Consider the following 14,882-nt stretch of genomic DNA (forward strand, 5'->3'; position numbering starts at 1 on the left):
GAAATCCAGCCGCTCGCCGAATTGCATGAACGTAAAAATCGCCAATTATGGAGACGGTCTCGAACACGTCGACGAAACGATGCGGTAACATCTCCCTGCAAACACTGTAGTTAGCTAAAGGGGGAGTTCGCGTGTCTGCAACCATCAAACCCTTCACCGACGAGTTCGAAGAGTATGGCCGCGATGAATCTCGCGCATCGGGCGAAGCATCGAGCATCTCGTTTCCGACAACGGAAAACGAGGTCCGTGCCATTTTGGAAAAGCTCCATGCCGAGCGTGTCCCGGTAACGGTTCAGGGCGCCCGAACCGGCCTTGCCGCCGGTGCCGTGCCCCACGGCGGGCATATCCTCAATACTTCCCGTATGAATCGCTACTTGGGCCTTCGCCGCGATGAACAAGGCCAATTTTTGCTGCGCGTGGAGCCGGGCGTTGTGCTCTCGGAGCTGCGCAAGCAGCTGAGCAAGAAAGTGCTGCCGACCGCTGGCTGGGACCAGGCATCGCTTAAGGCCTACGATGAGTTTCAAGAGGCCCCCGAGCAGTTTTTTCCCACCGATCCCACCGAGGCATCTGCCTGTCTGGGCGGCATGGCGGCATGTAACGCCTCCGGTGCCCGCAGCTACGCCTACGGCCCCATGCGCCCACATATCACGGGACTCCACGTCGCGCTGGCTGATGGCGATTTGCTTGAGCTTCAGCGCGGCGAGGCTTTTGCCCAGGGCCGCCACCTGTCGCTTGTGACGGCAGCGGGCCGTGCTCTCGAGCTCGACCTTCCCGACTACACCATGCCCAAGGCCAAAAATGCTTCGGGCTATTTCGTTGCTGACGATATGGATGCCATCGATCTGTTTATCGGTGCGTGTGGCACAATCGGCGTCATCACCGAGCTCGAGATTGTCCTGCAGGCGGCGCCTGCGGTCGTTTGGGGCGTGAGCTGCTTCTTTGACAGCGAAGACAAGGCCGTGTCCTTCACCGATTCTGTGCGTCCCGTCCTGTCCCATGCGGCTGCCATCGAATATTTCGATGCGGGCGCCCTGGATATCCTGCGTCGTCAGCGTGAACAGTCGACCGCGTTCGCCTCGCTGCCTGCGCTCGACAAAGAGGCCAAGGTCTGTGTCTACGTGGAGCTCGACTGCGACGACGAAGTTCAGGCGACTGAGGAGCTGTATCACTTGGGGTGGGTACTGGAGCTTGCGGGCGGCAGTGACGATGCGACATGGGTCGCGCGCACCGAGGTCGATCGCGAGTGCCAGCGGTTCTTCCGCCACGCGGTGCCCGAGAGCGTCAACATGCTCATCGACGAGCGTCGCCGTACGGATCCCACCATCACCAAACTGGGCTCGGACATGTCGGTGCCCAACGCGCGCCTGGCCGATGTCGTGGCCCTCTATCGCCGTACGCTGGCCGAAAGCGGGCTTGAGTCTGCCGCCTGGGGACATATCGGCAACAACCATCTGCATGTGAACATCCTGCCGCGCGATGCACAGGATTACCGTCGCGGTGGCGAGTTGTTTGCCCAGTGGGCTTCCGAGGTCACGGCCATGGGCGGTGCCGTTTCTGCCGAGCATGGCGTCGGCAAGATCAAGGCGGGCTTCTTGGAGACGATGTACGGTCACGAGGCCATGGTCGAGTCGGCGCGGCTCAAGCTCCAGCTCGATCCCGACGGGCAGCTGGGTCGCGGTAACCTGTTTTCGGAGAAGCTCTTGGATGAGCTCGTCCAGAAAGGGGGCGCGTGAAGATGAGCGATTTCCATATGGTGGTGTGCGTCAAGGCGGTGCCGGGCAGCACCGAGGTCAAGATGGACCCCAAGACCAATACCATCGTGCGCGATGGCAAGCAGGCGGTCATTAATCCCTTCGATGCAAGTGCCCTAGAATGCGCGCTGGCGCTGAAGGACGACTTTATCGGCTTTGGCATGGACGTGCGCGTGACGGTGGTGTCGATGGGCATCCCCGCGACCGAATCGCTGCTGCGCGACTGCATCGCTCGAGGCGCCGATGACGCGCTGCTGCTGACCGATCGCGCCTTTGCAGGTGCCGATACCCTGGCGACCACCTATGCTCTCAAATGCGGCATCGAGGCGCTCGACGAGGACTTCGACCTGCTCATCTGCGGCAAGATGGCGGTGGATGGCGATACGGCCCAGATTGGTCCCGAGCTTGCCGGTGCCTTTGAGATTCCCTGCGTGACCGACGTGAGTTGCGTGCAGAGCGCGGGCTTTACGACCTGTGGCTCGCTGGCGCTCGTTCACGGATGCGATGCCGGCGAGGAGACGGTGTACCTTGAGATGCCGTGCGCGATGACGACTGCCAAGGAGATTGGCCAGTTGCGTATGCCGAGTATTGCCGGTATTCGCGCGGCAGAGGAGGCGGACGTGCGCGTGGTCAGTGCCGCCGACGTGAACGCCGACCCCGCGCGTTGCGGCCTTGCCGGGTCGCCGACACAGGTCGTGCGCTCGTTTGTGCCCGACCGTGACCAGACGTGCGAGACCGTTGAGGGGACGGCGTCCGAGCAGGCGGCAAAGCTTGCCAAGATTATCGAGAGGATGGCATAGATGAGCGGACTGATTATCGATAGCGAAGCCTGTATCGGCTGCGGTCGCTGCGTTCGCGCCTGTGCCTCGGGCGGCATCGTAGTGGAAGGCGAGCGACCCAGCCGATGCGCCCGCGTAACCGACGGCTGCATCCTATGCGGTGGGTGCGTCGACGCCTGCCCCGTCAACGCTATCTCGATCGAGCGTGACGAGGCCGCTGGTACGGTGGACCTCGATGCATATCGAGACATTTGGGTCTTCGTGCAGACTGACGAGCACGATGCCGTGGCTCCCGTGGCCTACGAGCTCATGGGCAAGGGGCGCGAGCTTGCCGATGCTCGCGGCTGCCGTCTGGTGGCACTGGTCGGCATGAGCCCCGAGGGCTCGCTTGGGGACCTGGAGCATCTGGTTTGCGCGGGCGCCGACGAAGTCCTGGCCTGTCGCGACGAGCGCCTGCGCCAAAACGATGCGGAGGTCTACGCCCGCTTGATCTGCGATTTGGTAGCCGAACGCAAACCCGAGGCCATCCTATATGGTGCGACCGCTTTTGGTCGCGAACTGGCACCCGGCGTTGCCGTGCGTTTGCAGACGGGTCTTACGGCCGACTGCACCGTGCTTTCGATGGATGCGGAGTCGGGCCTACTGCAGCAGACGCGCCCGGCGTTTGGCGGCAACTTGATGGCCACCATCATTTGCCCCAACCACCGTCCGCAGATGGCAACGGTTCGTCCCGGCATCTTTAAGGCGCCCGACTTCGACTACGGCCGTTCCGGCGCGATCGCCCAGGTGATGCTTGCGGAAGACGTTAAGGCCCGTGTCGAGATCTCGATTCCCGCCGAGGAGTGGGGGCAGCAGGCTTCGATTGCCGATGCCGAGCGCCTCGTCGTGGTGGGTCGTGGCATTGGTTCCAAGAAAAACCTGCGGCTGATGCGAAGGCTCGCCGATGCCCTGGGTGCCGAGCTTGGTTGCACGCGTCCCGTCGTGGAGGCGGGTTGGCTGGAGTATCGCCACCAGATTGGCCAGACGGGCGTATCGGTTTCGCCCAGGCTTCTCGTGAGTATCGGTGTTTCGGGCGCCATCCAACATCTTGCCGGCATCGGTGGGGCGGAGTGCATCATCGCCATCAACGAGGACCCGGATGCCCCCATTTTTGGTGCTGCCCAGTACAAGGTTGTCGGTGATGCCGTCGAGGTCGTCGAAGAGCTGCTGGCCCAGCTTGAGCGCTAGGCACGCGCCAGCCAGTCGCGCATCTCGTCCTTAAGGCGGCTCCAAGTTGCCTGCGTGGCGGGGTCGGTAAAGGGCCGCGTGATGCCAAAAGGCGCGTCGAGCAGGCGGTAGATATTGCCCTGCTCGCGCGCCAGCGCGCGGCTCGCTGGATAGACGAGCTCAAACATAAAGCAGATGAGTCCCACCAGGTAGTCTGCGGGCTCGTTGCGTTCATCGCGCGTGACGCAGCGGTGCTCGTCAAAGGCGGCAAGTGTCGGCGACGAGAAACGGCTGCCGAGAAACGTCTTCTCGTCCACCTTGAGGATGGTGTCGACGGTGCTGTCGGCGATGGTACGCATAATGTCGATCTTGTCGCCATCGCGCACGATATTGCAGAAGCTCTGCGTGCGCTCGTCGAGCTGCGCGGGTAGACGGAAATCGCTGTGATAGGCAATGCTCGCTCGGATGAGTTCATCTTCTGCCGGGTCATCGATAAAGTCGCGGATGCTCGTTACAGCGGGTGCATCGGCGGGATTTTCGCCAAAGAGGACCTCGATGCCCAGCGCCGCATGGCTCATGCTCTCGGCGTCCTTAAAGGTGTCCCAGCGTCGCAGCTGCTCAAAGCGGCCCATATCGTGTAGCAGGCCGCAAAGCCATGCCAGGTCAATATCTTCTGACGACCAGCCCTGCTCGCGCGCTACGGCATCGCATGCCTCGGCCACGTGGTACGTATGCTCGATTTTGAGCGCGATGCGTGGGTTGGTGGCGTCGTAGGCATCGGTGTAGCTTTTGAAGGCCGCGCGCGCCCGGTCTCGATCGATAGCTGTCATAATGACTTCCTAAAAATTTGTGTCTTTCGATCCGGTGGCAATTGTAGGTGAACTCGGTTGCTGTCGGATGATGATTCTGCCGTATCGCTACATGCGGCTCGGAGACCTTGTCAGGATGAGAAGCGTATGGTGCTCAAAATCGTTAGAACCGTCTGGCCGGTGATGCTTACCTATGTTGCAATAGGCGCGCCGTGCGGAATGATCATGGGGCAGACGGGAATGGAGCCCTGGATGGTCTTTGCTCTGAGCAGCACGTTTGTGACGGGCAGCGGGCAGTTTATGATTTGCAATCTTTGGCTGGCGGGCGTACCGGCACCTTCGATTATCGCGAGCGTTGCTGCCATCTCCTCGCGTTTTGCGCTTTACTCGGCATCGATCGCGCCGCATCTGAAGAATGCCTCGAAGCGTCAGACGCTGGCTGTTGCCGCGACACTTACCGAGGAGGCATATGGCATCTCGCTTGCCAAGCTGATTGAGGGGGAGGATTGGGGCCCGCTCGAGTCCTTCGTGCTCAACGTGATCCTCATCGCAACATGGGGCGTTTCGTGTACGATGGGCGCCATCGTCGGCGCCGTTGTCGATGTTCCCACCGCCATTGCAGCCTTTGTCTGCACCTCGCTCTTTATCTGCCTGCTCTTTTCGCAGCGGCTGTCGCGCGGCAACGTTGTCGCGGCGGTTTCGGGCGCGGTGTCCGTCGCCGTATGCAAGTTCTTGGGCCTCGTGAATATTGCCGTGCCGGCAAGCGTCGTGGTCGGCATTACCATTGCGCTGGCGTGCGGTGCTGTATTTGACAGAAGAGGTGCCCGCGATGCCCGTTAACGAGTTCTTGGTTCTATGGCTGTCGTCGTGGGCTGCTATCGCGTTCTTTCGCATCGCGCCGGCGTTCGCCTTGCGCGGGCGGACCTTGTCGCCCCGCATTACCGAGGCCCTGGGCTATATCCCGCCCGCTGCCTTTGCCGCGCTGGTCGCCAACGACTTGGTGAGCCCCGGCGCGTTCGGCGCGGGACTCTGGCCTGCCTTGGTTCCCTGGATTGCGGCCGCCGGCGTCGTGGTCGTGGCGGTCAAGACAAAATCGATGCTGTGGTGCTGCGTCTCGGGCATCGTACTCTATATCGTCTTGAGCCTTATATAGGGGTGGCGTCGCGGGCGCCGAATCTCGTTCCATCCCAACTTGTCGAATTTTTCACCGAGCTGGTCTATTTCTTCTGGTACCATGGTCAAACTTTACTGTAGCAAAGCGTGACGTGGGCTTTTGTACCCCGTCAGCGGAAATGGGGGTTTCATGGGACAGGAAGCAACCGCCAACGAGCAAAAGAAATTCAGGGTCCCGCGCATCCCGGGCGACATCATGATTTACCCGATGATCGTCGGTCTTTTGCTCAACACGTTCTGCCCACAGGTTTTTGAGATCGGCGGCTTCTTTACGGCTGCCTGCCGCGGTGGCTCCAATACCATCGTCGCCGCGATTCTGCTGTTTGTGGGCGCCGGCATCAGCTTTAAGTCCACGCCGGGCGCCATCAAGACCGGCATCGTCGTGCTGATTCCCAAGCTGGTCGTCGCAGCGGCTCTCGGCCTGGGCGTGGCATATTTCTTTAACGATAACTTCCTGGGTCTGAGCTCCGTGTCTATCATCAGCGGCATTACGTTTTGCAACATGGCGCTCTACACGGGCATCATGGGCGAGTTCGGCGATGAGTCCGAGCGGGGCGCCGTCGGTATCCTGTTCTTTACGGCCGGCCCCGCCGTCACCATGATCATCCTCGGTGTCTCGGGTCTCGCCAACATTCCCATTGGCACCATTATCGGCTCCATCTTGCCGCTCGTTATCGGCATGGTTCTGGGCAACCTGTTCCCGTTTATCAAGAACCTGCTGGTTCCCGGTGCCAATCCCGCGATTGCCGTCATCGGATTTCAGCTCGGTGCGTCTATGAGCCTGTCGAGCTTTATCACCGGCGGTATTTCCGGCATCTTGCTGGGCCTTGTCACGCTGTTTGTCGTCGGTCCCATCACCTTTGCGTTCGAGCGCCTGTGCGGTGGTAACGGCAAGGCTGCCGTGGCTTGTTCCACCATCGCCGGCACGGCTATGACCACGCCGGTTGCCCTCGCCGAGGTCGCGCCGCGCTACGCCGAGCTTGCGCCCACAGCGTACGCCCAGATCGCCACCGCCGTTATCATCACGGCAATCATGGCCCCGATTCTGACCGGCTGGGTCGATAAGAAGTTCTGCCAGGGCAAGGAAGACCTGTCGCCTGCCGGTGTCAAGGCCATCGAGGAGGCCGTCGCGACCGACATCGATGACGAGTAGCAATTGGCGCCCATCAATGATGCTGGCGTGCAATTCGCGCCGCTAGAGCGCCCGGATGGTCACTGCTTGCAGTGGCCGTCCGGGCGCTCTGCTATTATTCCCCTTACCCCTGCGGAGTAGGGGGTGTTTGTTGCCCAGATTCGAATTGGGCGATTCTGACCATTCGGATATTGAAGGGATGGCGTCTAGTGGTTAAGGCACTCAAGATTGAGATATTCCTGCTATGCATGATTGTTCTTATCGGGCTTGCCGCGCGAAGTCGTCGCTCCTTGTTCTCGAGCACCCTGCAACTATTGTTTAGCATGCTTGGCTACACTTCTGCCGCGTACGTATTATTCGATATGATTTGGACGCTTTCGGATGGTGTGGACGGCACGTTGGGCATTGCAGCCAACTGGATTTCCAACGCGGTTTCGTTTTCGCTCTTCGCCATCGCGTGTCTCATTTGGTTTATCTATTCCGAGACGATGCAGGGCTCTCACCTTGTGACCTCGCGCTATAGGGTGGTGCTTGTAACGTTGCCTACGGCTCTGGTGGTCGTGCTGGCTTTTACCAGTTACTGGACGCACGCCTTGTTCTATATCGATTCGCAGGGCGTGTATCGTCGCGGCTTTGCCTATATGATCCAGCCCATTGTCAGCTACTGTTACGTTATACATACGTCCCTGCATGCGTTTGTGCAATCTCGCAGGGTCGAGAGCCTGCAGACGAAGGCTATCTATCGAACCTTGGCATTTTTCGCCATTCCGGCCCTGGTGGGCGGTACCTTTCAGATCGTATACTCGGTGCCTGGCCTTTGTGTCGGCATAATGATTAGCATGTTGCTGCTCTATATCATCTGCCAGGAGCAACTGATCTCGACTGACCCGTTGACTGGACTCAACAACCGCAACCGTTTTGAGACCTATATGCTGTCGCTCTTTTCAAATGTGGATCAGGCCGAAGATGTATATCTGCTTATGATGGACGCTGACGGCTTTAAGCAGATTAACGATCGCTATGGACATGTGGAGGGCGACCATGCTCTTCAGGTTGTTGCGACGGCGCTCAAGGATGTCTGCTCGGCGTCTGGTGGCTTTATCGCGCGTTATGGTGGCGATGAGTTCGTGGTGCTCCAAAAGGCAGCGGCGGAACAGGATATCATGCATCTGTGCGCGACAATCAACGACGAGCTCGCGCATGCCGAGGTGCCGTATGCATTGCGGATGTCCATCGGTTGCGCGCGGGTCGGCGATAGTGTTGATACCTGGCAAGACTTACTTCGCGCTGCCGATGCGGAGCTCTATCGCGTCAAGGCCGAGAAAAAGAAAGCCGGCGTACAAATACGCTAGAAAAGGGGCATACGACCGTGTTTGGTCGTGCGCCCCTATTGCGTTGGCGGGATTAGTAGCGGCTGTCGAAGATACGCCTCGTCTTTTTCTTGGAACGAGGCAGTTCGCTAGGCCTTTTTGGGCTTGTTTACGATGATGATGCCGCCGCAAACCAACAGCAGGGCAACGATGACGGTAATGGGGCTCGTGCCCGCGCCTTCGCCGAGCAGCAGCGCGCTCAGCAGCACACCAAAGACGGGGTTCATAAACCCAAAGACCGAGACGCGGCTGACGGGGTTGACGGCAAGCAGGCGCGACCACAGCGAGTAGGCGACCGCGGAGATAAGCGCCATGTAGATGATGAGCGCGATGGCGGGGGCAATCGCCGTGGGGGAGAGCGCGCCACCCATCAAAAAGCCGATGGCGGTGAGGACAAGGCCGCCGACCAAGAACTGCCACCCGGCAAGCAAGACGCCGTCGTGCTCGCGCGAGAAGACGCCAATCAGGCAGGTCGAAAGGGCACCCGCGACGGTGGAGGCTAGGATAAAGCCCTCGCCATCGAGCGTAAAGCCAAAGGTGCCGTCCGCGCCCGAAAGGTTGACGAGCGCGACGCCGGCAAAGCCCAGTGCGCAGCCGAGCACTTTGGCCGCATTGAGCTTCTCGGTGTGAAATGCCAGGGCGGCAAAGAGGATTGCGAGGAAGTTGGCGCTGGCCTCGATGATGGAGCTCGACATGGCGCTGGCGCGCGAGAGGCCCAGGTAGAAAAAGAAGTACTGCCCGATAGTCTGGAAGAGCGACAAGATGCAGATGGGCTTGATATCGCGCGCTTGCGGAACGAGCGGTCGGCGCTGGGCCACGCTCATGCCAACAATGACCAGCATGCCGGCAAGGGTGAAGCGCAGGCCCGCGAAGAGCAGCTGCGAGGCGCTGTCGTGCGCGGGAATACCAAAGAGGCCGTAGCCGATCTTGATGCAGGGGAAGGCGGAGCCCCAGAGCGCGCAGCAAACGAGACAGCCCAGGATGAGTCCGGGCAGGGTGGCGAGATACGGCTTGCGGCTTTCCATGATGTCCTTCTCCTATACGCGCAAAGCAAAAAAGAACCCGCCACCGGGGGTGCCGGTGGCGGGTGTTGTTACCCGAGGGGATTGTACCCGATGGAAACGTATTAAGCGAAGTAGGCTACGCCGCTCTCAAAGATCGGCATGAATTTGTCGCCGGGGACATGCTCGGGCACGTTGCGGTACAGGTTGTCGCCGCGACGCTCGGCATGGCCCATCTTGCCCAGGACACGGCCGTCGGGGCTCGTGATGCCCTCGATGGCGAGTGCGGAGCCGTTGGGGTTGACGGAAAGGTCCATGCTGGGCTTGCCGTTCTCGCCCACGTACTGCGTGGCGACCTGGCCGTTGGCAATCAGCTGGGCGAGCACTTCGTCATTGGCGACAAAGCGGCCCTCGCCGTGGCTGATGGCGACGGTGTAGGGGTCGTCCAGGCTGCACTGCGACAGCCACGGGGACAAGTTGGACGAGATGCGGGTGCGCACCAGACGGCTCTGGTGGCGACCGATGGTGTTGAACGTCAACGTGGGCGCATCGGGCGTGGCGTCGACGATGTCGCCGTAGGGCACCAGGCCGAGCTTGATCAGGGCCTGGAAGCCGTTGCAGATGCCCAGCATCAGGCCATCGCGAGCCTTGAGCAGGTCGCGGACTGCCTCGGTGACCTCGGGAGCGCGGAAGAACGCCGTGATGAACTTGGCAGAGCCGTCGGGCTCGTCGCCGCCCGAGAAGCCGCCGGGGATCATAACGATCTGGCTTGCACGGATGCGGCGGGCAAGCTCGTGGGTGCTCTCGGCGACGGCCTCGGGCGTGAGATTGTTGATCACGAAGGTGTCGGCCTCGGCACCGGCGGCACGGAAGGCGCGGGCGCTGTCGTACTCGCAGTTGTTGCCGGGGAACACGGGGATGATCACGCGCGGGCGGGCGATCTTGGCGCCGCCGTACACGTGGATATCCTTGGCGCGGAAGTCGATGGTCTCGACCTCGGGGGTCTCGCCGGTGCTGCGGTAGGCGAAGACGCCCTCGATGCCGCTCTCCCAGGCCTCCTGGAGCTCGGCGAGCTCGATGATCTCGGATCCGGTGTCGATGACATAGCCCTCGACGGTGGTGCCCAGGGGCTCGACGACAACGCCGTCGGCGACCTCGGGCAGCTCGGCGTCCTCGGCGAGCTCGACGATAAAGCTGCCGTAGAGCGGGGTGAAGAGGCTCTCCACGTCTACATCCTCGGCAAGCTCGATACCGATCTGGTTACCGACGCACATCTTGAAGAGGCTCTCGGCGCCGCAGCCGTAGCCGGGCGTGGATATGGCCAGGGCGTTGCCGGTAGCAGTGAGCGCCTCGACGGCGTCAAACGCGGCGAGCAACTGCTGGGCGTCGGGACGGTAGTCCTCGCCATAGGTGGCGGGGGCGATGCGGACGACGCGGTGCGTGAGGCCCTTGAACTCGGGCGAGACGGCGCGGGCGGCCTTGCCCACGGCGACGGCGAAGCTGATCAGGGTCGGCGGAACGTTGAGCTCGCCGGTCTCGTCCTCAAACGAACCGCTCATGGAGTCCTTGCCGCCGATGGCGCCGGCACCCAGGTCGACTTGGGCCATGAGGGCGCCCAGGACGGCTGCCGTGGGCTTGCCCCAGCGCTCGGCCTCGGTGCGCAGACGCTCGAAGTACTCCTGGAAGGAGAGATAGGCGCGCTTGTGCTCAAAGCCGGCAGCCACGAGCTTGGCGATGGACTCGACCACGGACAGGTAGGCGCCCGCAAACTGGTCGGCCTCCATCAGATAGGGGTTGAAGCCCCATGCCATGGCACTCGCCGTGGTGGTCTCGCCGTCCACGGGGAACTTGGCGACCATGGCCGAGCTCGGGGTGAGCTGCGTCTTGCCGCCAAAGGGCATGAGCACGGTTGCGGCACCGATGGTGGAGTCGAAGCGCTCGGAAAGGCCCTTGTTGGAAGCGACGTTGAGGTCGGTGACGAGCGAGGTCATGCGCTCGGCAAGCGTGGTGCCGGCCCAGCTGGGCTGCCACACGCTACGGGCGCACACGTGGGCGACCTGGTGCTTGGGTGCGCCGTTGGAGTTGAGGAACTCGCGGGACAGATCGACGATGGCGACGCCGTTCCATGCCATGCGCATGCGCGGCTCGGCGGTAACCTCGGCGATAACGGTCGCCTCCAGGTTTTCCTCGGCGGCGTAGCCCATGAACTCCTCGACGTCACCGTCGGCGACGGCGCAAGCCATGCGCTCCTGGGACTCGGAGATAGCGAGCTCGGTGCCGTCCAGGCCGTCGTACTTCTTGGTCACGGTGTCCAGGTCCACGTACAGGCCGTCGGCAAGCTCGCCTACGGCGACCGAGACGCCGCCGGCGCCAAAGTCGTTGCAGCGCTTGATCAGACGGCAGGCATCGCCGCGGCGGAACAGGCGCTGCAGTTTGCGCTCGACCGGGGCGTTGCCCTTCTGGACCTCGGCACCCGAGGTCTCGATGGACTCGGTGTTCTGGGTCTTGGAGGAGCCAGTGGCACCGCCGATGCCGTCACGGCCGGTGCGGCCGCCCAGCAGGATGATCTTGTCGGTGGGGGCGGGGCACTCGCGGCGCACGTGGTTTGCCGGGGTAGCGCCCACGACGGCGCCGACCTCCATGCGCTTGGCCACGTAGCCGGGGTGATAGAGTTCGTTGACCTGGCCGGTGGCAAGGCCGATCTGGTTGCCGTAGCTGGAGTAGCCGGCGGCAGCGGTGGTTACGAGCTTGCGCTGCGGCAGCTTGCCCTCGAGCGTCTCGGACACGGGGACGGTGGGGTCGCCGGCGCCGGTGACGCGCATGGCCTGGTACACATAGCTGCGGCCCGAGAGCGGGTCGCGGATGGCGCCGCCCACGCAGGTGGCGGCACCGCCGAAGGGCTCGATCTCGGTCGGGTGGTTATGGGTCTCGTTCTTAAAGAGGAACAGCCAGTCCTGGTCCTCGCCGTCGACATCGACCTTTACCTTGACGGTGCAGGCGTTGATCTCCTCGGACTCATCGACATCGGTCATGACGCCGGTCTTCTTGAGGTACTTGGCGCCGATGGTGCCCATGTCCATGAGGCAGACGGGCTTGGCGTCGCGACCGAGCTCATGGCGCATCTCCATGTAGCGGTCGAAGGCCTGCTGCACCACGGCGTCGTCGATCGTCACGTCGTCCAGGACGGTGCCGAAGGTGGTGTGACGGCAGTGGTCGGACCAATAGGTGTCGATCACGCGGATCTCGGTGATGGTGGGGTCGCGATCCTCATCGCGGAAGTACTGCTGGCAGAAGGCGATGTCTGCCTCGTCCATGGCAAGGCCGCGCTCGGTGATAAAGGCGGCAAGGCCGGCCTCGTCGAGCTCGCGGAAACCGTCGAGCACCTCGACGGGCTGGGGCTCGGGAGTCTCCATGTACAGCGTCTCGGGCAGGTCGAGCGAGGCGATGCGGGCCTCGACGGGATTCACCACGTAGTGCTTGATGGCCTCGATGGCGGCCTCGTCCAGAGCGCCCGAGATCATATAGACCTTGGCGGAGCGCACGGCGGGGCGCTCACCCTGGCTGATGAGCTGCACGCACTCGCTGGCGGAGTCGGCGCGCTGGTCAAACTGGCCAGGCAGGAACTCGACGGCAAAGACGGCGCCATCGCTTGCGGGGAGCTCGTCGTAGGTCACATCGACCTGGGGCTCGCTAAAGACGGTCGGCACGCAGGAGCGGAAAAGCTCCTCGTCGATGCCCTCGACGTCGTAGCGGTTGATGATCCTCAGGGCCTCGATGCCCTTGATGCCGAGAATCTCGGTCAGCTCGCCCTTGAGCTGCTGAGCCTCGATGTCGAACCCGGGTTTCTTCTCCACGTAGATACGAGAGACCATTGGTTCCTGCCTTCCTGATCGGTTGGGCGTACGGTACGGTATGCGGCAGCGGTCGGTTTGCGGGGACTGCCCTGCAGTCGCCTTGAGCCACATGTTTGTAAACCTCACTATGATACGACAGCTCGCGGCGCGTTGAGGACGGCGAGGGTGCTACAGTGAAGCGCAAACAAGAGAAAGGCATCACATGGCATTCGTTTCACTCGCCATCATCGCGCTCGTGGCCTTCGCAAGCCCCTTCATCGCCTCAGCGATTCCCGGAAAACCCGTTCCCGAAACGGTCTTTTTGCTCGTGTTCGGCGCGGTGCTGGGACCTCATATGCTCGGCGTTATCCATGTAGATGCCGAGGTCTCGCTCGTGTCGGAGCTCGGTCTGGCCTTTTTGTTCCTGCTCGCCGGCTTTGAGATCGACCCTAAGAACATTACGGGTGTGGAGGGGCGCTACGGCTTGGCGACGTGGGCCGTCACGTTTGGTATCGCCTGGCTTGCCGTGCGCTTTACGCCGTGGTTCTCGGTCAGCCATTTCGACGGTATCGCCGTGACGCTTGCCTTGACCTCGACGGCGCTTGGAGCGCTCATGCCCATCTTGCGCGAGCGGTCGCTTGCCGGAACGCGTGTCGGTGATTCGATTCTCGCCTATGGTACGTGGGGCGAGCTCGGCCCCGTGCTCGCCATGTCGGTACTGCTGTCTGCCCGTACGGGCATCGAGACGCTGCTGATCTTGGGCCTATTTGCCGCCGTGTGCGTGCTGCTTGCCGTGGTCCCCGGCCGCTCCAAACGCATCGGCAGCCGTTTTTTCGCCTTTATTCAGGAGCGCGCCGATACCACATCGCAGACGTTCGTGCGCCTGACGGTGCTTATTTTGGTCACGCTCGTGGCGTTTTCCGCCATTTTTAGCCTCGATATCGTGTTGGGCGCTTTTGCCGCCGGCTTTGTCCTGCGTTATATCATCCCCGAGGGCAACCATACGCTGGAGACCAAGCTCGATGGCCTGGCCTACGGCTTTTTGATTCCGGTGTTCTTTACCGTATCGGGCGCGAAGATCGATCTGACGGCCGTGGCGTCGCGCCCGGGCTTGCTCGTGGGCTTTATCGTGGCACTGCTGATTATTCGTGCCGTGCCCATTCTCATCTCTATGAGCATTTGTCCCGTGACGCGCGATGTGTCGGCGTATGGTCGCATTACGGTGGCCCTGTACTGCACCACGGCGCTGCCGATCATCGTTGCCGTGACAAGCGTTGCCGTCAACGCGGGCGCGCTGTCGCAAGATATTGCGTCGGTCATGGTTGCCGCCGGTGCCATCACGGTGTTCTTGATGCCATTGCTCGCGCAGCTCTTCTACCGCGTGGTCGACGCCGCACCGGTCGCCGCCGTGGCAGAAGTTGCCGAGCATCCATCCGATGCGCTCGACATTCTGCGCGCCCATCACGATTTGGCGAGTCTGCTCGCACGCGAGCACGAGCTGCTGACCTCGCATGGACATGGTCGTGTATTCGAGGGCCTGCCTACGCTCGATGCGATTGCCGAGCGTCTTTCCGCCGAGGCAGCGAGCGGCCACATCGATGCCCGCATCGTGGACGCGGCGCACCTGCTTGCCGATAAGACCTATGGAGACGAGGTCGACCCGTCCAAGCTGACTCCGCGTGAGCGCCGCCGCCTGGAGCGCGCCAAGCTCGCCGTGCACGAATACCGCCGCCGCATGCTGGAGCTCTACGCGCGCGATGAAGCACAGGACGACGACGGTAAGTAGTAAGGAATGCCGGGATACGGGTTCCGTCCAAATAATAGAAGG

Annotated in this window: 11 protein-coding genes; 8 read left to right on the forward strand and 3 right to left on the reverse strand. The window is 62.0% G+C overall.

Translation table 11 applies throughout. The features are described from left to right. Positions 1-131 precede the first annotated feature (131 nt). Genes AAAX75_RS02230 through AAAX75_RS02240 form a run of 3 tightly spaced genes read left to right on the forward strand, consistent with a single transcriptional unit; the run spans position 132 to position 3,757 of the window. On the forward strand, positions 132-1,733 hold the full coding sequence (locus tag AAAX75_RS02230) for an FAD-binding oxidoreductase (protein WP_349090952.1): 1,602 nt from the start codon (positions 132-134) through the stop codon (positions 1,731-1,733). Positions 1,734-1,735: 2 nt separating this feature from the next. After that, on the forward strand, positions 1,736-2,551 hold the full coding sequence (locus AAAX75_RS02235) for an electron transfer flavoprotein subunit beta/FixA family protein (RefSeq protein ID WP_349090953.1): 816 nt from the start codon (positions 1,736-1,738) through the stop codon (positions 2,549-2,551). Continuing rightward, positions 2,552-3,757 carry an electron transfer flavoprotein subunit alpha gene (locus AAAX75_RS02240; protein WP_349090954.1) on the forward strand — a complete coding sequence of 402 codons (1,206 nt, stop codon included), beginning with the start codon at positions 2,552-2,554 and terminating at the stop codon, positions 3,755-3,757. Here the strand turns inward: AAAX75_RS02240 and AAAX75_RS02245 are convergent. Beyond that, positions 3,754-4,566, reverse strand: coding sequence for an HD domain-containing protein (locus AAAX75_RS02245; RefSeq protein ID WP_349090955.1), 813 nt, complete (start codon positions 4,564-4,566; stop codon positions 3,754-3,756). The genes AAAX75_RS02240 and AAAX75_RS02245 overlap by 4 nt on opposite strands. A gap of 126 nt (positions 4,567-4,692) precedes the next feature. Here AAAX75_RS02245 and AAAX75_RS02250 point away from each other — a divergent pair, with 126 nt between their 5' ends. From AAAX75_RS02250 to AAAX75_RS02265, 4 genes are all read left to right on the forward strand, one after another. After that, entirely contained in the window at positions 4,693-5,385 is a 693-nt protein-coding gene (locus AAAX75_RS02250; protein ID WP_349074576.1) for an AzlC family ABC transporter permease, read from the forward strand. Beyond that, entirely contained in the window at positions 5,375-5,698 is a 324-nt protein-coding gene (locus AAAX75_RS02255; RefSeq protein ID WP_349074578.1) for an AzlD domain-containing protein, read from the forward strand. Before AAAX75_RS02250 ends, AAAX75_RS02255 begins: the two co-directional genes overlap by 11 nt. Positions 5,699-5,848: 150 nt before the next feature. Then, on the forward strand, positions 5,849-6,871 hold the full coding sequence (locus AAAX75_RS02260) for a 2-keto-3-deoxygluconate permease (RefSeq protein WP_349090956.1): 1,023 nt from the start codon (positions 5,849-5,851) through the stop codon (positions 6,869-6,871). A 188-nt stretch (positions 6,872-7,059) separates the two neighbouring features. Beyond that, positions 7,060-8,202 (forward strand): diguanylate cyclase, encoded by a 1,143-nt coding sequence (locus tag AAAX75_RS02265; RefSeq protein ID WP_349090957.1) that lies wholly within the window; start codon positions 7,060-7,062, stop codon positions 8,200-8,202. Positions 8,203-8,309: 107 nt separating this feature from the next. Here the strand turns inward: AAAX75_RS02265 and AAAX75_RS02270 are convergent, their stop codons facing one another. Further along, entirely contained in the window at positions 8,310-9,245 is a 936-nt protein-coding gene (locus AAAX75_RS02270) for a DMT family transporter (RefSeq protein WP_349090958.1), read from the reverse strand. A gap of 101 nt (positions 9,246-9,346) precedes the next feature. Continuing rightward, the gene (locus AAAX75_RS02275; RefSeq protein WP_349090959.1) at positions 9,347-13,093 is read right to left on the reverse strand and encodes a phosphoribosylformylglycinamidine synthase; all 3,747 of its coding nucleotides are present in this window, start codon (positions 13,091-13,093) and stop codon (positions 9,347-9,349) included. 184 nt (positions 13,094-13,277) lie between these two features. Between AAAX75_RS02275 and AAAX75_RS02280 the strand changes: the two genes are divergently transcribed. Continuing rightward, complete coding sequence (locus tag AAAX75_RS02280; RefSeq protein WP_349090960.1) at positions 13,278-14,840, forward strand: cation:proton antiporter; 1,563 nt, start codon at positions 13,278-13,280, stop codon at positions 14,838-14,840. Positions 14,841-14,882 lie beyond the last annotated feature (42 nt).

The sequence above is a fragment of the Collinsella sp. CLA-ER-H7 genome (genome assembly GCF_040092345.1).
GTDB lineage: Bacteria > Actinomycetota > Coriobacteriia > Coriobacteriales > Coriobacteriaceae > Collinsella.

Bases quoted from the DNA above. Each gene is read 5' to 3' on its own strand.
- AAAX75_RS02235 (WP_349090953.1), top strand. From the start codon at position 1,736: ATGAGCGATTTCCATATGGTGGTGTGCGTCAAGGCGGTGCCGGGCAGC.
- AAAX75_RS02240 (WP_349090954.1), top strand. From the start codon at position 2,552: ATGAGCGGACTGATTATCGATAGCGAAGCCTGTATCGGCTGCGGTCGC.
- AAAX75_RS02245 (WP_349090955.1), bottom strand. From the start codon at position 4,566: ATGACAGCTATCGATCGAGACCGGGCGCGCGCGGCCTTCAAAAGCTAC.
- AAAX75_RS02250 (WP_349074576.1), top strand. From the start codon at position 4,693: ATGGTGCTCAAAATCGTTAGAACCGTCTGGCCGGTGATGCTTACCTAT.
- AAAX75_RS02255 (WP_349074578.1), top strand. From the start codon at position 5,375: ATGCCCGTTAACGAGTTCTTGGTTCTATGGCTGTCGTCGTGGGCTGCT.
- AAAX75_RS02260 (WP_349090956.1), top strand. From the start codon at position 5,849: ATGGGACAGGAAGCAACCGCCAACGAGCAAAAGAAATTCAGGGTCCCG.
- AAAX75_RS02270 (WP_349090958.1), bottom strand. From the start codon at position 9,245: ATGGAAAGCCGCAAGCCGTATCTCGCCACCCTGCCCGGACTCATCCTG.
- AAAX75_RS02275 (WP_349090959.1), bottom strand. From the start codon at position 13,093: ATGGTCTCTCGTATCTACGTGGAGAAGAAACCCGGGTTCGACATCGAG.
- AAAX75_RS02280 (WP_349090960.1), top strand. From the start codon at position 13,278: ATGGCATTCGTTTCACTCGCCATCATCGCGCTCGTGGCCTTCGCAAGC.